This is a genomic window from Geobacter benzoatilyticus, assembly GCF_017338855.1.
Lineage (GTDB): Bacteria > Desulfobacterota > Desulfuromonadia > Geobacterales > Geobacteraceae > Geobacter > Geobacter benzoatilyticus.
In genome coordinates this window covers 2573413-2588755 of sequence record NZ_CP071382.1, presented here as the reverse complement: position 1 = coordinate 2588755, position 15343 = coordinate 2573413, and the positions used below count along the sequence as shown (strand labels likewise).

The following is a 15343-nucleotide window of genomic DNA, read 5'->3' as shown; positions in this document are numbered from 1 at the left end:
GCATTGAAGCCGCGTACAAAGCTGTCATCCCATTCATTTCGAGGCAAGAAAAATGCCAACAGCCTAAAATCTGCCAGTGCTGAAGAGGCCCCATTCCGAGGCGCTCTTCAGCCTGACTATTTACCGATTACTCAATTGTCACGCCGCTCACCGTGACGGAACCAAGCGATATCGTCAATCCGTTCAGAAGCGTGGTGTATCCGGTTACCGACTGGAAGGTGGAATCATATCCTCCACTCAGAATTACCGATATCGCGCGGTTCAGGTTGAACGGACCGGTGAAATCCATGGCCTTGGCCTTGATTGTGTTACCCGTTGCCGCTGCCGCATAGGCATCGGACAGCAATGCGTAACCTGTTTCAGTAGCGCCGTTGATGAGCTTCAGGTAGGACGCTGCGGCAAATGTTGCCGTTGCGGATTTGTCGGCATCCATCGTCACTACGCAGTCGCCGGAACTCGCCGTGCAGGCGCCAGTCCAGCCGCTAAAGACGGAGGTTGAGCTACTGGGAGTGGCCACAAGGGTAACCGAAGTTGACTTGTCAAAATCATCGCTGCAGCCGGTGGATGAGCCGCTCTGGCAGGAGATGCCGGAGGGACTGCTGGTCACTGTACCGGTGCCGGCCCCCGCAGTTGTAACGGAAAGGGTCTGCTGGACAGTGAATGCCGCTGATGTGGCCTCGCCGCCAAGGGTCGTAACCGCGAACACTCCTGAAGAAGCATTGGTGGGTACGGTGACCGTCAGCTGGGTTGCCGTGTTGATGGTAAAAGCAGCGCTCTGCCCGGCAAGGGTGACCGACTGGGTAGTATCCAGATTCGTGCCCGTAATAATGACGCTGCTGCCGGGCTTGCCCAATATGGGAGAAATGGAGGAGATAGCCGGAGGATCAGGGAGCCCCCTGAGCGAACCTTCGCTGACGGCGAACGGCTTGACGTAAAAGGTGGAATCGGTGAACGACCAGCCGGTCTTGGTTGCGTCGAGCATTATTGTGTCACCCGGCTCAATATTGGGGACGATGATAATGCCGTTATTGGCGGAGGTGGATGTGCCGCCGATGGTTACGCCGTCTGAGGTATATGATGCCGTATAGGTCTTGCCCCAATAGCTCGTGATCGAAGCCACTGCGCCGCCCACGGGATTTCCGCTGCCATCCACGACCCGGGCCACGACCACGCCTTTACCGTCGTAGACTCCCAGGTTTCTGACCTCGGTCTGGGTGAAGAGGCGGAACGGGAGCGTGTTGTCTGCCGGAATGGTCACGCCGCCGGGAATGTAAGGCGACACGACGGGGAGGTAGCCGGTCTTTTGTACCAACAGTGCATAATTATCAGCAGAGGGAAGCCCGCTAAGACTGAAGGCACCTGTTACAGCAGCGCTAGTGGCCAATACCGAGGGGTTGTCACTCAAGCTGACGGTGGCCCCGGCCTGTGCGGTGCCCGCAGAGTTCACAACCGACCCCGAGAATGAACCGGTGGTTCCGACCGTAAAATCGCTTGCACTCTCCGCAGGACCGACTCCGTTGGTGATTACCTTAATCTTGCCTTTGCCCACGCCGTTGGGGACCGTTACGGTAAGCCTTTCTGTGGTGGCGGCGGTGACGGTTGCCTGTATCCAGCCGGAGAAGCCGTCACTAAAACTGACCACGTTGTTGCCGGCGGTAGGACTGAAATTGATACCGTCGATATATACCGTATTGCCGGCAAAGCCACCGGCGGGAGAGAAACCGTCAATGGCCGGGCCGCTTGATGGCGTAAAGATAACCTGGCGATAAGCCCCGTTACCATTGGCATCCTCCACACTAATAAACCACTGGTAGGTTATCCCGCTCTCGAGGGGATAATTAGCCTCATCATTCTGATTATAAGTGACCGACGTGGTTGCGGGGGGCAGGTCCTCGATTCCCCAGAAAGTTTCATAGTTCACGGCATCCATGATCGACATTTCATAGGAATAGTAATCCGGAGGGGAAGCAGGAGCCGTCCATGAAAAGATCTGGTTTTGATCCAGGAGAACGTTTCCGGTGGGGGATAGGTTTTCGGCAAAGGCGTCGAGCACCGTATCGACGGTAACAGTTGTTGTTACGACTGACGTATCAGAATAAGTAATTGAAACGCTATATTCACCACCCACAGTCGGCCGAGTTGAGCCAAGTGACACCCAGGTGGAGAAGCCCCAGTCATCGCACCCCACATCAACCGGGGACGACAATCCCGGCCCGGAGTTGACAACCACGGCAATGGGCCGTTTTAACATCCCGTCAACGGTGAAATTGAGGCTGTAATTGTCGAAATAACCATACGGGGTCTCGCCGAACCAGTGCCCTGTTGTTACTGAGTTCAAAGAATTGCCGGCGGCCATGGTTGCCGTGACACCGGTCACGTTCGCGCCTTCCACCACGACACGGGTAATATTTTGTTCACCGACAGCTATGTCGCCGAAATCCTCATAGCCGTTATTGTTCATGTCAACAAAGCCGAAGAGGTTGTAGGTACCTTCCGCCACACCCGTGATGGTGAAGGATTGGGTCGTCGAGGGAGAGGCATATCCTGCCGCCGCAATCTTTGGAGGTTCTACGGATTCATCCACCAACGCCAGGTAAAGGGGGCCGGTTGGAGTCGCGCCTGTAATGGTCATGGTCCCGCTCACGGTCCGAGTCCCCAACCGCGCAGTCACCGGCTTCCAAGAAGAGGTTACGGGAGTTTGTCCCGTTGCCTGGGCAGTGACCCGATAGCAGTTGGTTGAGAGGCCGTTCTTGTCGACCCAGGCACCCTGGTCGCGATTCTTGATGCCGGTCGCTATGGTGGTTACGCCCGTAGGGCTGGAGCATGAACCACTGACAGCGGTTCCCCTCTCGACGCTGAACGTCTCGGCAATCGCAAACTCCTCATTGGCGGCATCATCATACAAGAAACCGCCATCCAGCATGAGGAACACGCCGCCGTCCGCTGCCAGGGCTCCCGACAGGGGAGAGTAATCATCCTGAGGATTGAGAGGATCATTAAGTTCATCGAATGACACGCTTGGGTTAGTCAGCGATATGGTTCCGACGGAAGCAGTACCGTTTGAGATCTGAACCTGACCGGAGACGACTGCCGGTTCGTTGGCCTGCCTGACCCCGTCCTCAGTAACATCCATGAACGCTTCGACGGAATACGGACCGTTATCGGTGATACCCCTGATGGTGAACGGCAACGTCTGGCCGGCGGTCATAGTGAACGATGTGCCGTAATTGTTGCTGGAGGTCCGGACATACACCCGGCCCGCCTTGCCGCTGCCGTTCTGGATATTGCCGGTGATAGTGGCGGCCCATGCCCCCGACGTCACCAGGAATGTCAATATTGCCGTCAAAATCAGCCTGATCATGCCAATATTCCGACCCGCCAAGATCATTTCTCCCCCCATCTCCGTACCCCCGAAGGGTCGGCACCCCTTTAAAAGCCTGTTAAGCCCGCGAATTATTCCGTAAATCTGAAACCGGCAATGCAGCCGGTTAAAAATCAAAACAATGTCACCATTCCGCGATAAGGCGCTTCTTTCTGCCGGAACATACGATAGACAAAACCAGTCGCGACAGTTTTCAACGTGCAAAACAACTAATTATCAACGAACAAACCACAGCAAGATTTACACCAAAAGATTGCGGTTTTTACATAATCTAAAATATCCCCAGAGACACTGTTGCCCACGCGACTATCTAAACGGACCTACCCTTCCTTCACCCGGTACATCCCGTGGTGCGCCTCGGTGTCGGCCCGGTGGGCGGAGAGTTCAGCGGCAACGGCGTCAATCTTTTGCTCAAGTTGGGCCTCAACCATGGTCAGCCGCTGATCGACCTTCCGGATTTCATCTTTCAGCTCAGTCCCAGTCAACTCCAACTTCTCTGCCAGCATCTGTTGCCCTTCAACCACAAGATCGAGCTTGTGCTGAAAGTCTTCGGAAAGAACCCCAATATGATGCTTGAACAGCTCCTCAATCCTTTCAATCGAATCGTTATCCATAAAAGTTCCTTTTCAGTCAGAAGATGGGGCCATGGCACCCTCAGCCCCCCCACGGACGCACTTATCTATTTTTCTAATTCAGCCAGCCTTCCGCTGCTATCTTATCAACTCCCACTCCCTACCCTTCCTTCACCCGATACACCCCATGATGCGCCTCGGTGTCGGCCCGGTGGGCGGCGAGATCGGCGGCGACGGCAGTCACCCGCTGATCGACCTTGCGAATCTCTGCTTTGAGTTCGGCCTCCATCCGATCCATCCGTTCTCCCAGCATCTGCTGCCCCTCGACAACCAGATCGAGCTTGTGCTGAAAGTCTTCACCCTGCACTCCGATCAATCGCTGAAACTCACTGGAGTGAGCATCCAGCTTCCCGCTGAAATCATCGGACTGAGCATCCAGCTTCCGACTGAAATCATCGGACTGAGCATCCAGTTTCCGACTGAAATCGTCAGACAGTTTGGTGAACAGCGCCTCTATCCGTTCAAACGTTTCTTCATCCATCTGCCGCCCCCCTGTGTATATCCGAATACGTTGGTACTAAGACGAAACCTGACTACTCGACAGCACATCTTACCCCCCTGCCTTCGGCTTCCCCCCTATTTTATAGGGGGGTCGAATAGTCAATGCACTTGTAGTAACTATCCAATTATACACGGCACACCTGTACGCATCTACCCTTCCTTAACCCGGTAAACTCCGTGGTGCGCCTCGGTGTCGGCCCGGTGTGCGGAAAGATCGGCGGCAACGGCGTCCACCTTGACATCAAGAGCATCGACCTTGACCTCCAAGGCGTCCACCTTGACCTCCAGGCGGTCCACCTTGGTTTCCAGCCGGTCCATCCTGGTTTCCAAACGGTCAACCTTTTCACCGATCATCTGCTGTCCTTCAATCACCAGATCGAGCTTATGCTGGAAATTTTCAGACATGACGCCGATATGATGCCTGAAAACTCATCAATCTTCTTGATTGAAACATCATCCATTAGCAATCCTACTGCGGGGAATTAGAACCATTCCCTGCATTACATGCAAACTATATCAGGATAGATTCCGGAATGGTCGGGATGAATGAAACTCCTGAAGTCTTTTATCAGTCTCCATGCAACTGACCTGGGCATTATTACATGACCTAATGTTCCAGTTTTTGCATGAGAGCCTGATATAGTTCGTCGAAATTATCTCGATAGGTTTCGAGCTTTGCGAGGATACCCCGGACTTCATCCTGATTATAGACATGGCTGCTCAGATTTCGCTGTTCAATCATATCAATCCAAACATCCTGATTTGTTATCAAACCTATTGCGTAAGCCTCTTTAAAGCATATCCTGGGATAAGCCGCTTCTATCCCCATGTAGTCAAGCCCCCGCTTGATCGCCTTCCATGACATCTCGTAGGTGAATTCAAAGCGTTTGGTACAGAGGTCAAGGACAATATCACCATAGCCCCGTTGCTCCAGTTCTTCGCGTTGCGCGATTGCCTCGCTAAAACGCTCAAGAGCCCGCTGAAAGTTGTAAAGACCGTCTTCAAACCGTAACTTTTTGCTGGCGCTGTACAAAACCCGACCAGTGGAGAGTACCCGTTGCCGGAACCTCTCCTCAGTATGGGCGATATTTTTTACATCTATTTTTATCAGGGTCTGAAGTTTTTCAATCTCTTCTTCAATCTGCCAATCTGCCTTACAGTCTTTATCATCAAAGGCGATGTCAATGTCACTATACTCTTTGGCCTCTCCTGATGCGCGTGAGCCGTATAGCCAAATCCGCTCAGGTTTAGAGTGTTTCAAGATAATTTTAGTCACTTGTGCAATGATTTCTTCAATTGACATGTAGTAACCTCATCATTACGACTCCGCGGAGTATTTCGGGAGCAGAATAGTTAATTGCCATTCGCGGTCACCTTCTCCTTCAGAAATGTACGCCGGGTAAAGGGCATCACTCCACCCCACTATCCGCCGCTGCCTTCAAAACGAGCTTCCCGAATTTCCGGAAATCACTCAAATGCTCTTGAGTTGAGCCAACACCGCTCTGACAAGCAGATTCTCCGGGGCGCTGTTGACGATGCGACTATCCACGGTGCAACTCAACGCCCTACCCTTCCTTAACCCGGTAAACTCCGTGGTGCGCCTCGGTGTCGGCCCGGTGTGCGGAAAGATCGGCGGCAACGGCGTCCACCTTGACATTAAGAGCGTCCACCTTGACGTCAAGAGCATCGACCTTGACCTCCAAGGCGTCCACCTTGACCTCCAGGCGGTCCACCTTGGTTTCCAGTCGATCCATCCTGATTTCCAAACGGTCGACCTTTTCACCGATCATCTGCTGTCCTTCAATCACCAGATCGAGCTTATGCTGGAAATCTTCGGACATGACGCCTATATGATGCGTGAAAAGCTCCTCGATCTTCTTGATCGAAACATCGTCCATATGCAATTCTCCTGGGGAGATCAGCCAAGTTTACAGGAATGCTCTTGACTATGCGGCCTTACCAGCCTGTTGAAACTTCCGTCAACCGTCGCGAGGTACTTGGCAGAATGGCTCAGGCAGGTATACGAGAATAACAAATATCGGTTTGAATTCAAAGTTCAATACACCTTGGGTGCATAACAAAAAAAGCGGCAATCCTTCTTCCGAAAGATTGCCGCTTTGTATGGTGATCCCAAGGGGACTTGAACCCCTGTTACCGACGTGAAAGGCCGGTGTCCTAACCGCTAGACGATGGGACCAAAACTATATTTTTTTGCAGCGCCGGTTTATCTTCCACCCTCGCTTGCATCTGCTGTTTATGGCTGGGGTGCAAGGATTCGAACCTTGGAATGCCGGAATCAAAATCCGGTGCCTTACCGCTTGGCTACACCCCAAGAACAAGGACCCTATTTATAGCAAAAGGATGGAAATCCTGTCAAGGGGTTTTTTACAATAGTTTCAAGAATATTTTTTGCACTCCTGCGCCCCCGCTTCGATGGCGTTTATATTGGCCGGAATATACTTGTGGTTGCGCTCGGGAAGGGTCTCCCGCAAAGCTTCTTCGAGGGATTGCAGGGAGACCACACCGGTCTTTGCGGCATAGGCCCCCACGGCAACCATGTTGACCATCCGGGCATCGCCAAGCTGCACGGCTATATCATTCATGGGGATGGGAATGAGTTCGATGTCGCCGCGGTCGAAATCTCCGGTGTCCACAAGGGAGGTATTGACGATGCAGATGCCGCCGGGCTTTACCCGCGAGGCATATTTATCGAAGGACGCCTGATTGAGGATGACGGAGACCGACGGGCTGCCGACTACCGGCGAGCCCACTTCGCCATCGGCAACGACGACGGTGCACATTGCCGCACCACCCCGTTTTTCAACCCCGTAGGAAGGAAAAAAGGATACGTTTTTCCCTTCGTGTATTGCCGCATAGCCGAGAAGGTTTCCGGCCAGCAGAACTCCCTGGCCGCCAAAACCGGAAATAAAGACATCGTGACGCATAGAGATTCAACTCCTTACAATGCGATGGACTTCCGCGGTACGGCGAAAGCTCTTAAAGATCAGCCGCGTTCTTGAATACTCCCAGGGGGAAGTAGTCGCACATCTCGGTGCCGACCCGCTCATTGGCGCTGATCGGGTTCATCCCCCAGTTGGTGGGACATGCCGAGAGGGCTTCGATGAAGGAAAACCCTTTCCCCTCCACCTGATACCGGAATGCTTTTTTTATCTGGCGCTTGGCGTCCATGAGGTTCTTGGGGTTGTTTACAGCCACCCGTGCCGAAAATCCGACGCCTTCGAGCTGGGCAAGAAGCTCAGCCATCCTGATGGGCGCCCCGTCTTTACCCTGGTTTCTTCCATAGGGGGACGTGGAGGTTCGCTGCCCCACAAGGGTGGTGGGTGCCATTTGCCCGCCGGTCATGCCGTAGGTGGTGTTGTTGACGAAGATGACAGTCATGTCCTCGCCCCGGTTGGCGGCGTGGATTATTTCAGAGGTTCCGATGGCGGCCAGATCGCCGTCGCCCTGGTAGGTGAAAACGAAGGCATCGGGACGGGCCCGCTTGACGCCGGTGGCCACCGCCGGAGCCCTGCCGTGGGGGGCTTCCACCACATCGATATCGAAGTAGCCGTAGAGAAATACTGAACAGCCGACGGACGCGACGCCGATGGTTTTCTTCTGGACGCCGAATTCATCCATGGCCTCAGCCACAATACGATGAAACGTGCCGTGGTGGCATCCGGGGCAGAAGTGGGTCTGGACATCCTTTAAACTGACCGGTTTTTTAAAGACTTGTTGCATTGATATAACCTCTGGTCGGGGATCAGGGACCGGGGACCGGCGACAACCGGACAGCAAATCACCCCCGGCGATGCTCCCTAGACGTAGTATTTTTTGATCTGCTCCAGCAGCTCTTCGGGTGTCGGAAGGGAGCCTGCCCCCGGAGGCCTGCCGTAGAAGAAGACTTCCGCATCGCGGGCCACTGAAAGCCGGACATCTTCGACCATCTGACCGGCGTTGAGTTCGATATCGAGCACTCGCTTGCACCGCTCTGTGACTGCGCGGAAGGCTTTCTCCGGAAAGGGGAAGAGGGTGATGGGGCGAAGGAGCCCCACCTTGATGCCGTTGTCCCGTGCCGCCATGACCGCGGTCTTGGCTATGCGGGCCGCAGAACCGAATGCGGTTACGACAAGCTCCGCATCGTCCAGCATGAATTCTTCCCACCGGGTTTCCTTGTCCCGAAGCTCCTGATAACGCCCATGGAGTTTCCAGTTGTGGGCCTCCAGCTCGCCGTCGCCCAGATAAAGGGACTTTACGACGCGCTGCTCACCGTCACCCTTGCCGCGCACGACCCAGTTCTTGGGGGGAAGCTCAGTCGCGGGGCGCTTGTTGGGTACAACCGGTTCTTTCATCTGCCCCACGACGGAGTCCCCGAGAATCATTGCGGGAACTCGATAGATGTCGGAAAGATCGAAGGCAAGCATGGTCAGATCATACATCTCCTGAACCGATGCCGGTGCGAGGACAATGATATGATAGCCGCCGTGCCCTCCCCCCTTGACCGCCTGAAAGTAGTCGGCCTGGGAAGCGTCGATGCCGCCGAGCCCCGGACCGGACCGGCAGATATTGACAATGACGCCGGGAAGCTCCGCGCCCGACATGTAGGAAATCCCCTCCTGCTTGAGGGAGATGCCGGGGCTGGATGACGAGGTCATGGCCCGGACGCCGGTAGCCGAAGCGCCGAGGAGCATGTTGATGGAAGCGACCTCGCTCTCGGCCTGGATGAATTCGCCGCCCAGCTTCGGCAGTTCCCGCGACATATACTCCGGGATGTCGCTCTGGGGGGTTATGGGATAACCGAAATAGTAGCGGCAGCCGGCCTCAATGGCGGCCATCGCTATGGCTTCGTTACCCTTCATAAAGAGACGCTTTGTCAAAACAACCTCCATAAATGAACCTGCAAAACGGTAAGTAGAAAATAATCCTTTGCAGGGAGAGTCAGAGACGGCAGAAACTTATGCTGCAAACTATCGTGGTATCACTTGAACACCATGATGGCAACATCAGGGCAAATCTCAGCGCAGAGAGTACAGCCGGTACATTGGTCCTGCTTTGTGGCAACAGCAGTCACATAGCCCTGCTTGTTGGTGGTATCGCTCATGACGATGAGTTTTCTCGAACAGGCGAGAGTGCAGAGTCCGCACCCTTTGCAACGTAATTCATCTATCTCAATGTGCGCCATTGGCAAGGTTCCTTTCGTAAAACATGTTCCGTATACAGACAACGATTCAAACCTAACAAAAACTCCACCGGGACGTCAAATGCATTTTATTAGGTAAAAAACTGATTTGTAGCTTGATTTAGATTAATGTTCACGCTAAATATAAACACAGTTACTAATTTTTTTACTGACAAAGGGAGGGAACCAGATGGCTCCGACACTGTTGGAATTAACGGCAAGCATTGTCTCTTCGCATGCTGCAATGTCAGAACTTTCCACCGAGGAACTGGTACAGGAAATCCAGAAGGTGTACGCGACAATGCAGCAACTGGAAGGGGGCGTAGCCGAAGCCGCTCCGGCGGAAGAAGCCAAGGCACCCGTTATCAGCCTCAAGAAGGCTTTCCAGGCCGATCAGGTCGTCTGCATGATCTGTGGCAAGGGGGGAATGAAAACCCTTACCCGCCACCTGGCCCAAGTGCACAACATGAAGCCGAGGGAATACCGAAAGCAGTTCAACATTCCCAGCACCCAGGCTCTGACCGCCCGGAAGTTCTCCGAAGCCCGCAAGAAGATGGCCCAGGACAGAGGCCTTGCCGACAACCTGGCAAAGGCCCGCGCAGTGAGAGCCGCCAACATCCAGCAAAAGAAAGCTGCTGCCGAAAAGCCGGCAAAGGCAAAGGCAGCGCCGCGTAAGAAGAAGGCATAATCAACAGCTGCACCGGTATCGCCACTAAAAGCCGCCTCAATTATGGGGCGGCTTTTCTATTTTCTCCCTGAATCCGTGACGGATGCCGCACCGCTACGCTCCGAGTGCCGTTCGCACCGCCGCTGTACGGCTCATTTCGCTACCGGCCTGAAACTCACCCTGACGGGTTCAGACAATCAGGCCGGCGGCCGCTCCATTCCGCCTACAGCGGCTGGCGCTCGGGCACAGTCGCTCCGTCGGTGCGGTATCCGTCACGGATTCAAATTCCGCCTAAAGCGATCATGGCACGGGAAAGGGCGGCGAATTCGCCAAGACTTAACGTCTCGCCTCTTCTTCCCGGATCTATTCCGCACGTTTCAAGCGCCTCCGCAAGTTGCCCGCCGGACAGCCCCAGATCAGCCCCCTTGAGACAGTTCCAGAGGGTCTTGCGCCTCATGGAGAAAGCACCCTTCACCATGCGGCGGAAATACCGTTCGTCACCAACCTCTTCGCGGGGTTTTTCGAGGGGAACGAAGCTCAACACCACGGAATCAACCTTGGGCACGGGATGGAACGAGCCGGGCCTGACGATCAGTTCCCTGGCGACGTTGAAATGAAGCTGAAAAAACACGGAAAGCGTGCCGTAATCCTTGGTACCGGGGGACGCAGCAAGCCGATCGCCGACTTCCTTCTGGAGCATGAGCACCAGACGGGAGAAAAGATCCATGTGATCAAGAAACTTGAACAGTACCGGCGTGGAGATGTTGTAGGGAAGGTTTGCGGCCACTTTCCACTTCCCGGCACCTTCGGACGCCAGAAGGGAACGCAGATCAAGCTTCAGGATATCATCGTGGACGATTTCCACCCGTTGATTCTCGCTGAACTCCCGGCGCAGCACCGGCACAAGGCGCGTGTCGAGTTCCACCGCCACGAGCCGCGCGCAACGGGCCGCAAGTAATTCGGTCAAGGCACCCTTGCCGGGGCCGACCTCAAGAATCCGGTCTTCCGGGCCGATATCCACCGCATCCGCAATCCGCGCGATAACGTTCCGGTCCACCAGAAAGTTCTGGCCGAGCGCCTTGCGGGCGCGAATCCCCTCGCCTCTCACGCTGCCTCCCCCCGTTTGATCGTGTCCAGAGGCCAGACCGCTGTGGCGTCCAGTGAAAGTCCGTCGGTAATGCCGCGAGACAGGTAGAAGTCTCCGGGCACCGCCAGCATGGCGGCATTGTCGCCACAGAGGGACGGAGACGGGATTGCGAGGTCTATGCCCCGCGCGGCAGCTTCCCGCGCCATTTCAGCCCGCAGGGAGCTGTTGCAGGCAACACCGCCGGCAACCACGACCCGTCCGATTCCTTCGGTTTCGGCGGCGAGAAGCGTCTTGGCGACGAGCACATCGCAGGCCGCCGCCTGAAATGAAGCGCAAAGGTCGCGAAGATACTGCTCATCCCCCTGGGGAGGGTTTTTCCGCACATGATTCAAGACTGCGGTCTTGAGCCCGCTGAAGCTGAAATTGAAGCTTCCGTCGTGGAGAAGCGGCCGGGGGAAGGATATCCGGCGCGGGTCCCCCCCGGCGGCGAGACGGTCGATCTCAACCCCTCCCGGATAAGGGAGCCCCAGCAGCTTGGCAACCTTGTCGAATGCCTCGCCCGCCGCATCGTCCCGGGTCTGCCCCAGGATCGTGTAACGGCCGATGCCGTCCACGCGATAAAGGTGCGTATGCCCCCCCGAAACAGCCAGGGCCACGTAAGGAAAGGCGACTTCACGTTCCAGGAGAATTGCGGCGATGTGCCCCTCGATGTGGTTCACCCCCACGATGGGCAGCCGCCGGGCAAAAGCGATGGCCTTGGCAACGGCAACTCCCACGAGAAGCGCTCCGGCAAGCCCCGGCCCCCGGGTCACGGCAATACCCTCGATGTTTTCAAGGGATACCGAAGCCGTGTGAAGGGCTTCGTCGATGACAACCGGAATAGTCTCCAGATGCTTGCGGGATGCGATCTCGGGAACGACTCCGCCGTAGACGGCATGGTCCTTCACCTGGGACGCAACGATGCTCGAAAGCACCTTCCGTCCGTCGCGGACCACCGCTGCCGCGGTTTCGTCACAGGATGATTCGATCGTCAGAAGGAGCATTACAGGAGATTCGCCGCCAGTTCCGCAAGATCGGAGCGCTCACCTTTGGTCATGGTGATGTGCCCGGCGATGGCCTGCTCCTTGAAGCGCTCCACCACATAGGTGAGACCGTTGGATGAGGCGTCCACGTAGGGATTGTCGATCTGGTAGGGGTCGCCGGTAAGGACGATCTTCGTCCCCTCGCCGGCACGGGTGATAATGGTCTTGATCTCGTGGGGGGTCAGGTTCTGGGCCTCATCGACGATCATGAACTGGTTCGGGATGGAGCGCCCCCGGATGTAGGTGAGGGGTTCGATTTCCATGATCCCCATGGCCATGAGTTCCTTGTATCCCTTGCTGTGGCGTTTCTCGGCCTCATGGCCGGAAAGGAGCAGCTCCACGTTGTCGAAGATCGGCTGCATCCACGGGGCGAGCTTCTCTTCGATGTCGCCGGGAAGGAAGCCCAGATCGCGTCCCATGGGGAACACGGGACGGGAGACGAGGAGGCGGTTGAAGACGTTCTCCTCCGCCGTCTTGTGGAGACCGCCCGCAATGGCCAGCAGCGTCTTGCCGGTACCGGCCTTACCCACCAGGGTGACGAGCTTGATGGAGTCGTCCAGGAGGAGATCGAAGGCGAAAGCCTGCTCGCGGTTGCGGGGGAAGATGCTCCAGACTCCTTCCTTACCGGTCTTCACAAGGGGGACGATTTTGCCGTCGGCAGCCCGGTACTTTCCGAGCGCCGTATGGGAGGGGTTAGTTTCGTCGCGAAGGGTTACTCCCTGATTCGAATAAAAGGTATGTCCCGGCAACTCCACCCACCCCTGGCCGTGGAACCGGTCGACGATCTCGGCCGGCACGTCGATCTCGGTGAAGCCGGGATAGAGCTCTTCGATGTCAACCTTGTCCGACTCGTAGTCTTCAGCCGTGAGGCCGATGGCATCGGCCTTGATCCGCAGGTTAGTATCCTTGGTGACAAAGACCACCGGCTCGCCGCCGTTCTCCTCCAGTATCTTCACCGCCACCGCAAGAATCCGGTTATCGCCACGCTCCTCACGCAGTTCGGGAGGGAGCCTCTTCATGATTTTCTCTTCGTACATCTCAACCCGCAGCGTCCCCCCGGTCTCCAGGGTTATGCCCGACGAGAGAGAACCCTTCTTGCGCATATCGTCAAGATAGCGGGAAACCTGACGGGCGTTGCGCCCCGTCTCGTTCATGTCCTTCTTGAACCGGTCCACCTCTTCGATGACCGTAATGGGAATGATGATGTTGTTGTCGACAAACTTGAAGATTGCCTGGGGGTCGTAGAGAAGCACGTTGGTATCAAGTACGAAGTTTTTTATCATGACTCTTCTTTCGTTGGCTGGAATGTACGGCACGCAAAAATTACTTCTTATTTTTCGATTACGTGAACCTGAAGCCCCGACGAGAGGGCAAGAATCTTGATGAAGATCGGCCGGTCGCGGTACTTGGCATCGAGGATCACCTCTCCCTCGCGGTTGATGGCCGCGAGGACACTCTCAGGCGACTCTTTGATGGTGTAATAGTTATAAATACCCGTTCCGTACAGTTCATCCTTCGTCACGGGCCTTTCGGGGGGGAGCGAACATCCGGCAACGGAGATCAGAGTGAAGCAGATCGCAACAAGCAACCGTTTTTTCATGGCATGCCCCTTAGTGATTATTGAATGCAGGTCTGTGCAAATACTGCCATGTCACCTGCTGCGGAGGATAGCTCCCATGGCGCCGAGAAATGCGTCCACCTCTTCGTCCGTCGTAAAGTAGCCGGGGCTCACCCTGACCGCCCCATCGGGATAGGTGCCGATGGTCCGGTGAGCCGCCGGGGCGCAATGGAGCCCAACCCTTACACAGATGTCGAACTCATGGTCGAGCCTGAAACCGATTGACTGGGGATCAATCCCTTCGGCAGTAAAACTTACAAGGGAACCACGGGGTTCGCCTGGGAGCGGCCCGTGGCAAGTTACCCCCGGCAACGCCCCGAGCCCCTGCATGATACGGGCAACCAATGCTTCTTCCCGCTTGCGGATGGCGTCCAGCCCAACGGTCCGGATAAATTCGATGCCAGCACCGAGGCCGATGATGCCGGGCAAGTTATGGGTCCCGCTCTCGAACCGTTCCGGCATGGCGCTTGGCTGTTCCATGCCGGATGAATACCCGCCCGTGCCGCCGACGACAAGCGGCTCCAGCTCCACGCCGCCGGCCACGTAGAGGATGCCGGTCCCCTGGGGGCCCATGAGCCCCTTGTGACCCGGCGCCGCGAGGAGATCGATACCCACGGCCTGCACGTCAATGGGGATCATCCCCGCACTCTGGGCGGCGTCAAGCAGCAGAAGCGCCCCGGCGCGCCGGGCAACGCCCGCAATTTCAGCAATCGGCTGGATGGCTCCGGTCACATTGGAGCAGTGCCCCAGGGCGACAAGCCGGGTAGATGGACGCAGCGCGGCGGCAATCTGTTCCGGCGTGACGAAACCGCGACGGTCAGCCTCCACCCAAGTAATTTCGGCTCCGCGCTGCGCGGCGCGATGAAGCGGGCGCACGAGCGCATTGTGCTCCGCCGAAGTGGATATGATATGGTCGCCGGGCCTGACCAGCCCGAGCACTGCCAGATTGAGGGACTCGGTAGCGCTGTGGGTGAAGACAACGCGCGACGAATCGTCGATGCCGAAAAAAGCTGCCACCGACTCCCTCGTCTCAAAGAGAAGGCGAGTGGCCTCCAGGCCGCGACGGTAGCCACCCCGCCCCGGGCTGACGCCAACTTCGCGCAAAGCCCTGTTTATGGATTCGTAGACGGATTCCGGCTTGGGGAACGACGTTGCGGCATTGTCAAGGTAGAGCGACATGGTGAAAAAACTACCA

General features: G+C 56.1%; 16 protein-coding genes and 2 tRNA genes. 1 reads left to right on the top strand and 17 read right to left on the bottom strand.

Features of this window, described 5'->3' with window-relative positions; translation table 11 throughout:
* Positions 1-127: 127 nt before the first annotated feature.
* From JZM60_RS11875 to JZM60_RS11820, 12 genes are all read right to left on the bottom strand, one after another.
* Positions 128-3361, bottom strand: a complete 3234-nt coding sequence (locus JZM60_RS11875; protein WP_241426246.1) for a carboxypeptidase-like regulatory domain-containing protein — start codon at positions 3359-3361, stop codon at positions 128-130.
* 341 nt (positions 3362-3702) lie between these two features.
* Positions 3703-3996, bottom strand: coding sequence for a hypothetical protein (locus tag JZM60_RS11870; RefSeq protein ID WP_207162663.1), 294 nt, complete (start codon positions 3994-3996; stop codon positions 3703-3705).
* A 118-nt stretch (positions 3997-4114) separates the two neighbouring features.
* Positions 4115-4495, bottom strand: a complete 381-nt coding sequence (locus JZM60_RS16790; RefSeq protein WP_241426245.1) for a hypothetical protein — start codon at positions 4493-4495, stop codon at positions 4115-4117.
* Between the two features lie 170 nt (positions 4496-4665).
* Positions 4666-4920, bottom strand: a complete 255-nt coding sequence (locus JZM60_RS11860) for a hypothetical protein (protein WP_207162662.1) — start codon at positions 4918-4920, stop codon at positions 4666-4668.
* 202 nt (positions 4921-5122) lie between these two features.
* On the bottom strand, positions 5123-5818 hold the full coding sequence (locus JZM60_RS11855) for an HI0074 family nucleotidyltransferase substrate-binding subunit (RefSeq protein ID WP_207162661.1): 696 nt from the start codon (positions 5816-5818) through the stop codon (positions 5123-5125).
* Positions 5819-6080: 262 nt separating this feature from the next.
* Complete coding sequence (locus tag JZM60_RS11850; protein ID WP_241426244.1) at positions 6081-6413, bottom strand: hypothetical protein; 333 nt, start codon at positions 6411-6413, stop codon at positions 6081-6083.
* Between the two features lie 224 nt (positions 6414-6637).
* Positions 6638-6712, bottom strand: a tRNA-Glu gene (locus JZM60_RS11845).
* 60 nt (positions 6713-6772) lie between these two features.
* A tRNA-Gln gene (locus JZM60_RS11840) sits at positions 6773-6847 on the bottom strand.
* A gap of 64 nt (positions 6848-6911) precedes the next feature.
* Complete coding sequence (locus JZM60_RS11835) at positions 6912-7460, bottom strand: 2-oxoacid:acceptor oxidoreductase family protein (RefSeq protein WP_207162659.1); 549 nt, start codon at positions 7458-7460, stop codon at positions 6912-6914.
* A 52-nt stretch (positions 7461-7512) separates the two neighbouring features.
* Positions 7513-8256, bottom strand: coding sequence for a thiamine pyrophosphate-dependent enzyme (locus tag JZM60_RS11830; RefSeq protein ID WP_207162658.1), 744 nt, complete (start codon positions 8254-8256; stop codon positions 7513-7515).
* Positions 8257-8333: 77 nt separating this feature from the next.
* Positions 8334-9392 carry a 3-methyl-2-oxobutanoate dehydrogenase subunit VorB gene (locus JZM60_RS11825; protein WP_207162657.1) on the bottom strand — a complete coding sequence of 353 codons (1059 nt, stop codon included), beginning with the start codon at positions 9390-9392 and terminating at the stop codon, positions 8334-8336.
* Between the two features lie 101 nt (positions 9393-9493).
* Positions 9494-9697 carry a 4Fe-4S dicluster domain-containing protein gene (locus tag JZM60_RS11820; protein ID WP_207162656.1) on the bottom strand — a complete coding sequence of 68 codons (204 nt, stop codon included), beginning with the start codon at positions 9695-9697 and terminating at the stop codon, positions 9494-9496.
* A 187-nt stretch (positions 9698-9884) separates the two neighbouring features.
* On the opposite strand from JZM60_RS11820, the gene JZM60_RS11815 reads away from it, so the two are divergent.
* The gene (locus JZM60_RS11815; RefSeq protein ID WP_207162655.1) at positions 9885-10382 is read left to right on the top strand and encodes a Ros/MucR family transcriptional regulator; all 498 of its coding nucleotides are present in this window, start codon (positions 9885-9887) and stop codon (positions 10380-10382) included.
* 259 nt (positions 10383-10641) lie between these two features.
* Here the strand turns inward: JZM60_RS11815 and rsmA are convergent, their stop codons facing one another.
* Genes rsmA through JZM60_RS11790 form a run of 5 tightly spaced genes read right to left on the bottom strand, consistent with a single transcriptional unit; the run spans position 10642 to position 15327 of the window.
* The gene (gene rsmA / locus JZM60_RS11810; protein WP_207162654.1) at positions 10642-11469 is read right to left on the bottom strand and encodes a 16S rRNA (adenine(1518)-N(6)/adenine(1519)-N(6))-dimethyltransferase RsmA; all 828 of its coding nucleotides are present in this window, start codon (positions 11467-11469) and stop codon (positions 10642-10644) included.
* On the bottom strand, positions 11466-12491 hold the full coding sequence (gene tsaD, locus JZM60_RS11805; RefSeq protein WP_207162653.1) for a tRNA (adenosine(37)-N6)-threonylcarbamoyltransferase complex transferase subunit TsaD: 1026 nt from the start codon (positions 12489-12491) through the stop codon (positions 11466-11468). Before tsaD ends, rsmA begins: the two co-directional genes overlap by 4 nt.
* On the bottom strand, positions 12491-13813 hold the full coding sequence (locus JZM60_RS11800) for a PhoH family protein (RefSeq protein WP_207162652.1): 1323 nt from the start codon (positions 13811-13813) through the stop codon (positions 12491-12493). Before JZM60_RS11800 ends, tsaD begins: the two co-directional genes overlap by 1 nt.
* 47 nt (positions 13814-13860) lie before the next feature.
* A complete protein-coding gene (locus JZM60_RS11795; protein ID WP_207162651.1) occupies positions 13861-14130 on the bottom strand; it encodes a hypothetical protein in 270 nt (89 codons plus the stop codon).
* A gap of 51 nt (positions 14131-14181) precedes the next feature.
* Positions 14182-15327: an aminotransferase class V-fold PLP-dependent enzyme gene (locus JZM60_RS11790; RefSeq protein WP_207162650.1), complete on the bottom strand. Its 1146-nt coding sequence runs from the start codon at positions 15325-15327 to the stop codon at positions 14182-14184.
* Between the last annotated feature and the right edge of the window lie 16 nt (positions 15328-15343).

What these genes read in the sequence shown, in the direction of transcription:
- JZM60_RS11875 (WP_241426246.1), bottom strand. Translation starts at nt 3,361, where the DNA reads ATGATCAGGCTGATTTTGACGGCAATATTGACATTCCTGGTGACGTCG.
- JZM60_RS11860 (WP_207162662.1), bottom strand. Translation starts at nt 4,920, where the DNA reads ATGTCTGAAAATTTCCAGCATAAGCTCGATCTGGTGATTGAAGGACAG.
- JZM60_RS11820 (WP_207162656.1), bottom strand. Translation starts at nt 9,697, where the DNA reads ATGGCGCACATTGAGATAGATGAATTACGTTGCAAAGGGTGCGGACTC.
- JZM60_RS11815 (WP_207162655.1), top strand. Translation starts at nt 9,885, where the DNA reads ATGGCTCCGACACTGTTGGAATTAACGGCAAGCATTGTCTCTTCGCAT.
- JZM60_RS11855 (WP_207162661.1), bottom strand. Translation starts at nt 5,818, where the DNA reads ATGTCAATTGAAGAAATCATTGCACAAGTGACTAAAATTATCTTGAAA.
- JZM60_RS11870 (WP_207162663.1), bottom strand. Translation starts at nt 3,996, where the DNA reads ATGGATAACGATTCGATTGAAAGGATTGAGGAGCTGTTCAAGCATCAT.
- JZM60_RS11795 (WP_207162651.1), bottom strand. Translation starts at nt 14,130, where the DNA reads ATGAAAAAACGGTTGCTTGTTGCGATCTGCTTCACTCTGATCTCCGTT.
- JZM60_RS11830 (WP_207162658.1), bottom strand. Translation starts at nt 8,256, where the DNA reads ATGCAACAAGTCTTTAAAAAACCGGTCAGTTTAAAGGATGTCCAGACC.
- tsaD (WP_207162653.1), bottom strand. Translation starts at nt 12,491, where the DNA reads ATGCTCCTTCTGACGATCGAATCATCCTGTGACGAAACCGCGGCAGCG.
- JZM60_RS11800 (WP_207162652.1), bottom strand. Translation starts at nt 13,813, where the DNA reads ATGATAAAAAACTTCGTACTTGATACCAACGTGCTTCTCTACGACCCC.
- JZM60_RS11790 (WP_207162650.1), bottom strand. Translation starts at nt 15,327, where the DNA reads ATGTCGCTCTACCTTGACAATGCCGCAACGTCGTTCCCCAAGCCGGAA.
- JZM60_RS11850 (WP_241426244.1), bottom strand. Translation starts at nt 6,413, where the DNA reads ATGGACGATGTTTCGATCAAGAAGATCGAGGAGCTTTTCACGCATCAT.
- JZM60_RS16790 (WP_241426245.1), bottom strand. Translation starts at nt 4,495, where the DNA reads ATGGATGAAGAAACGTTTGAACGGATAGAGGCGCTGTTCACCAAACTG.
- JZM60_RS11835 (WP_207162659.1), bottom strand. Translation starts at nt 7,460, where the DNA reads ATGCGTCACGATGTCTTTATTTCCGGTTTTGGCGGCCAGGGAGTTCTG.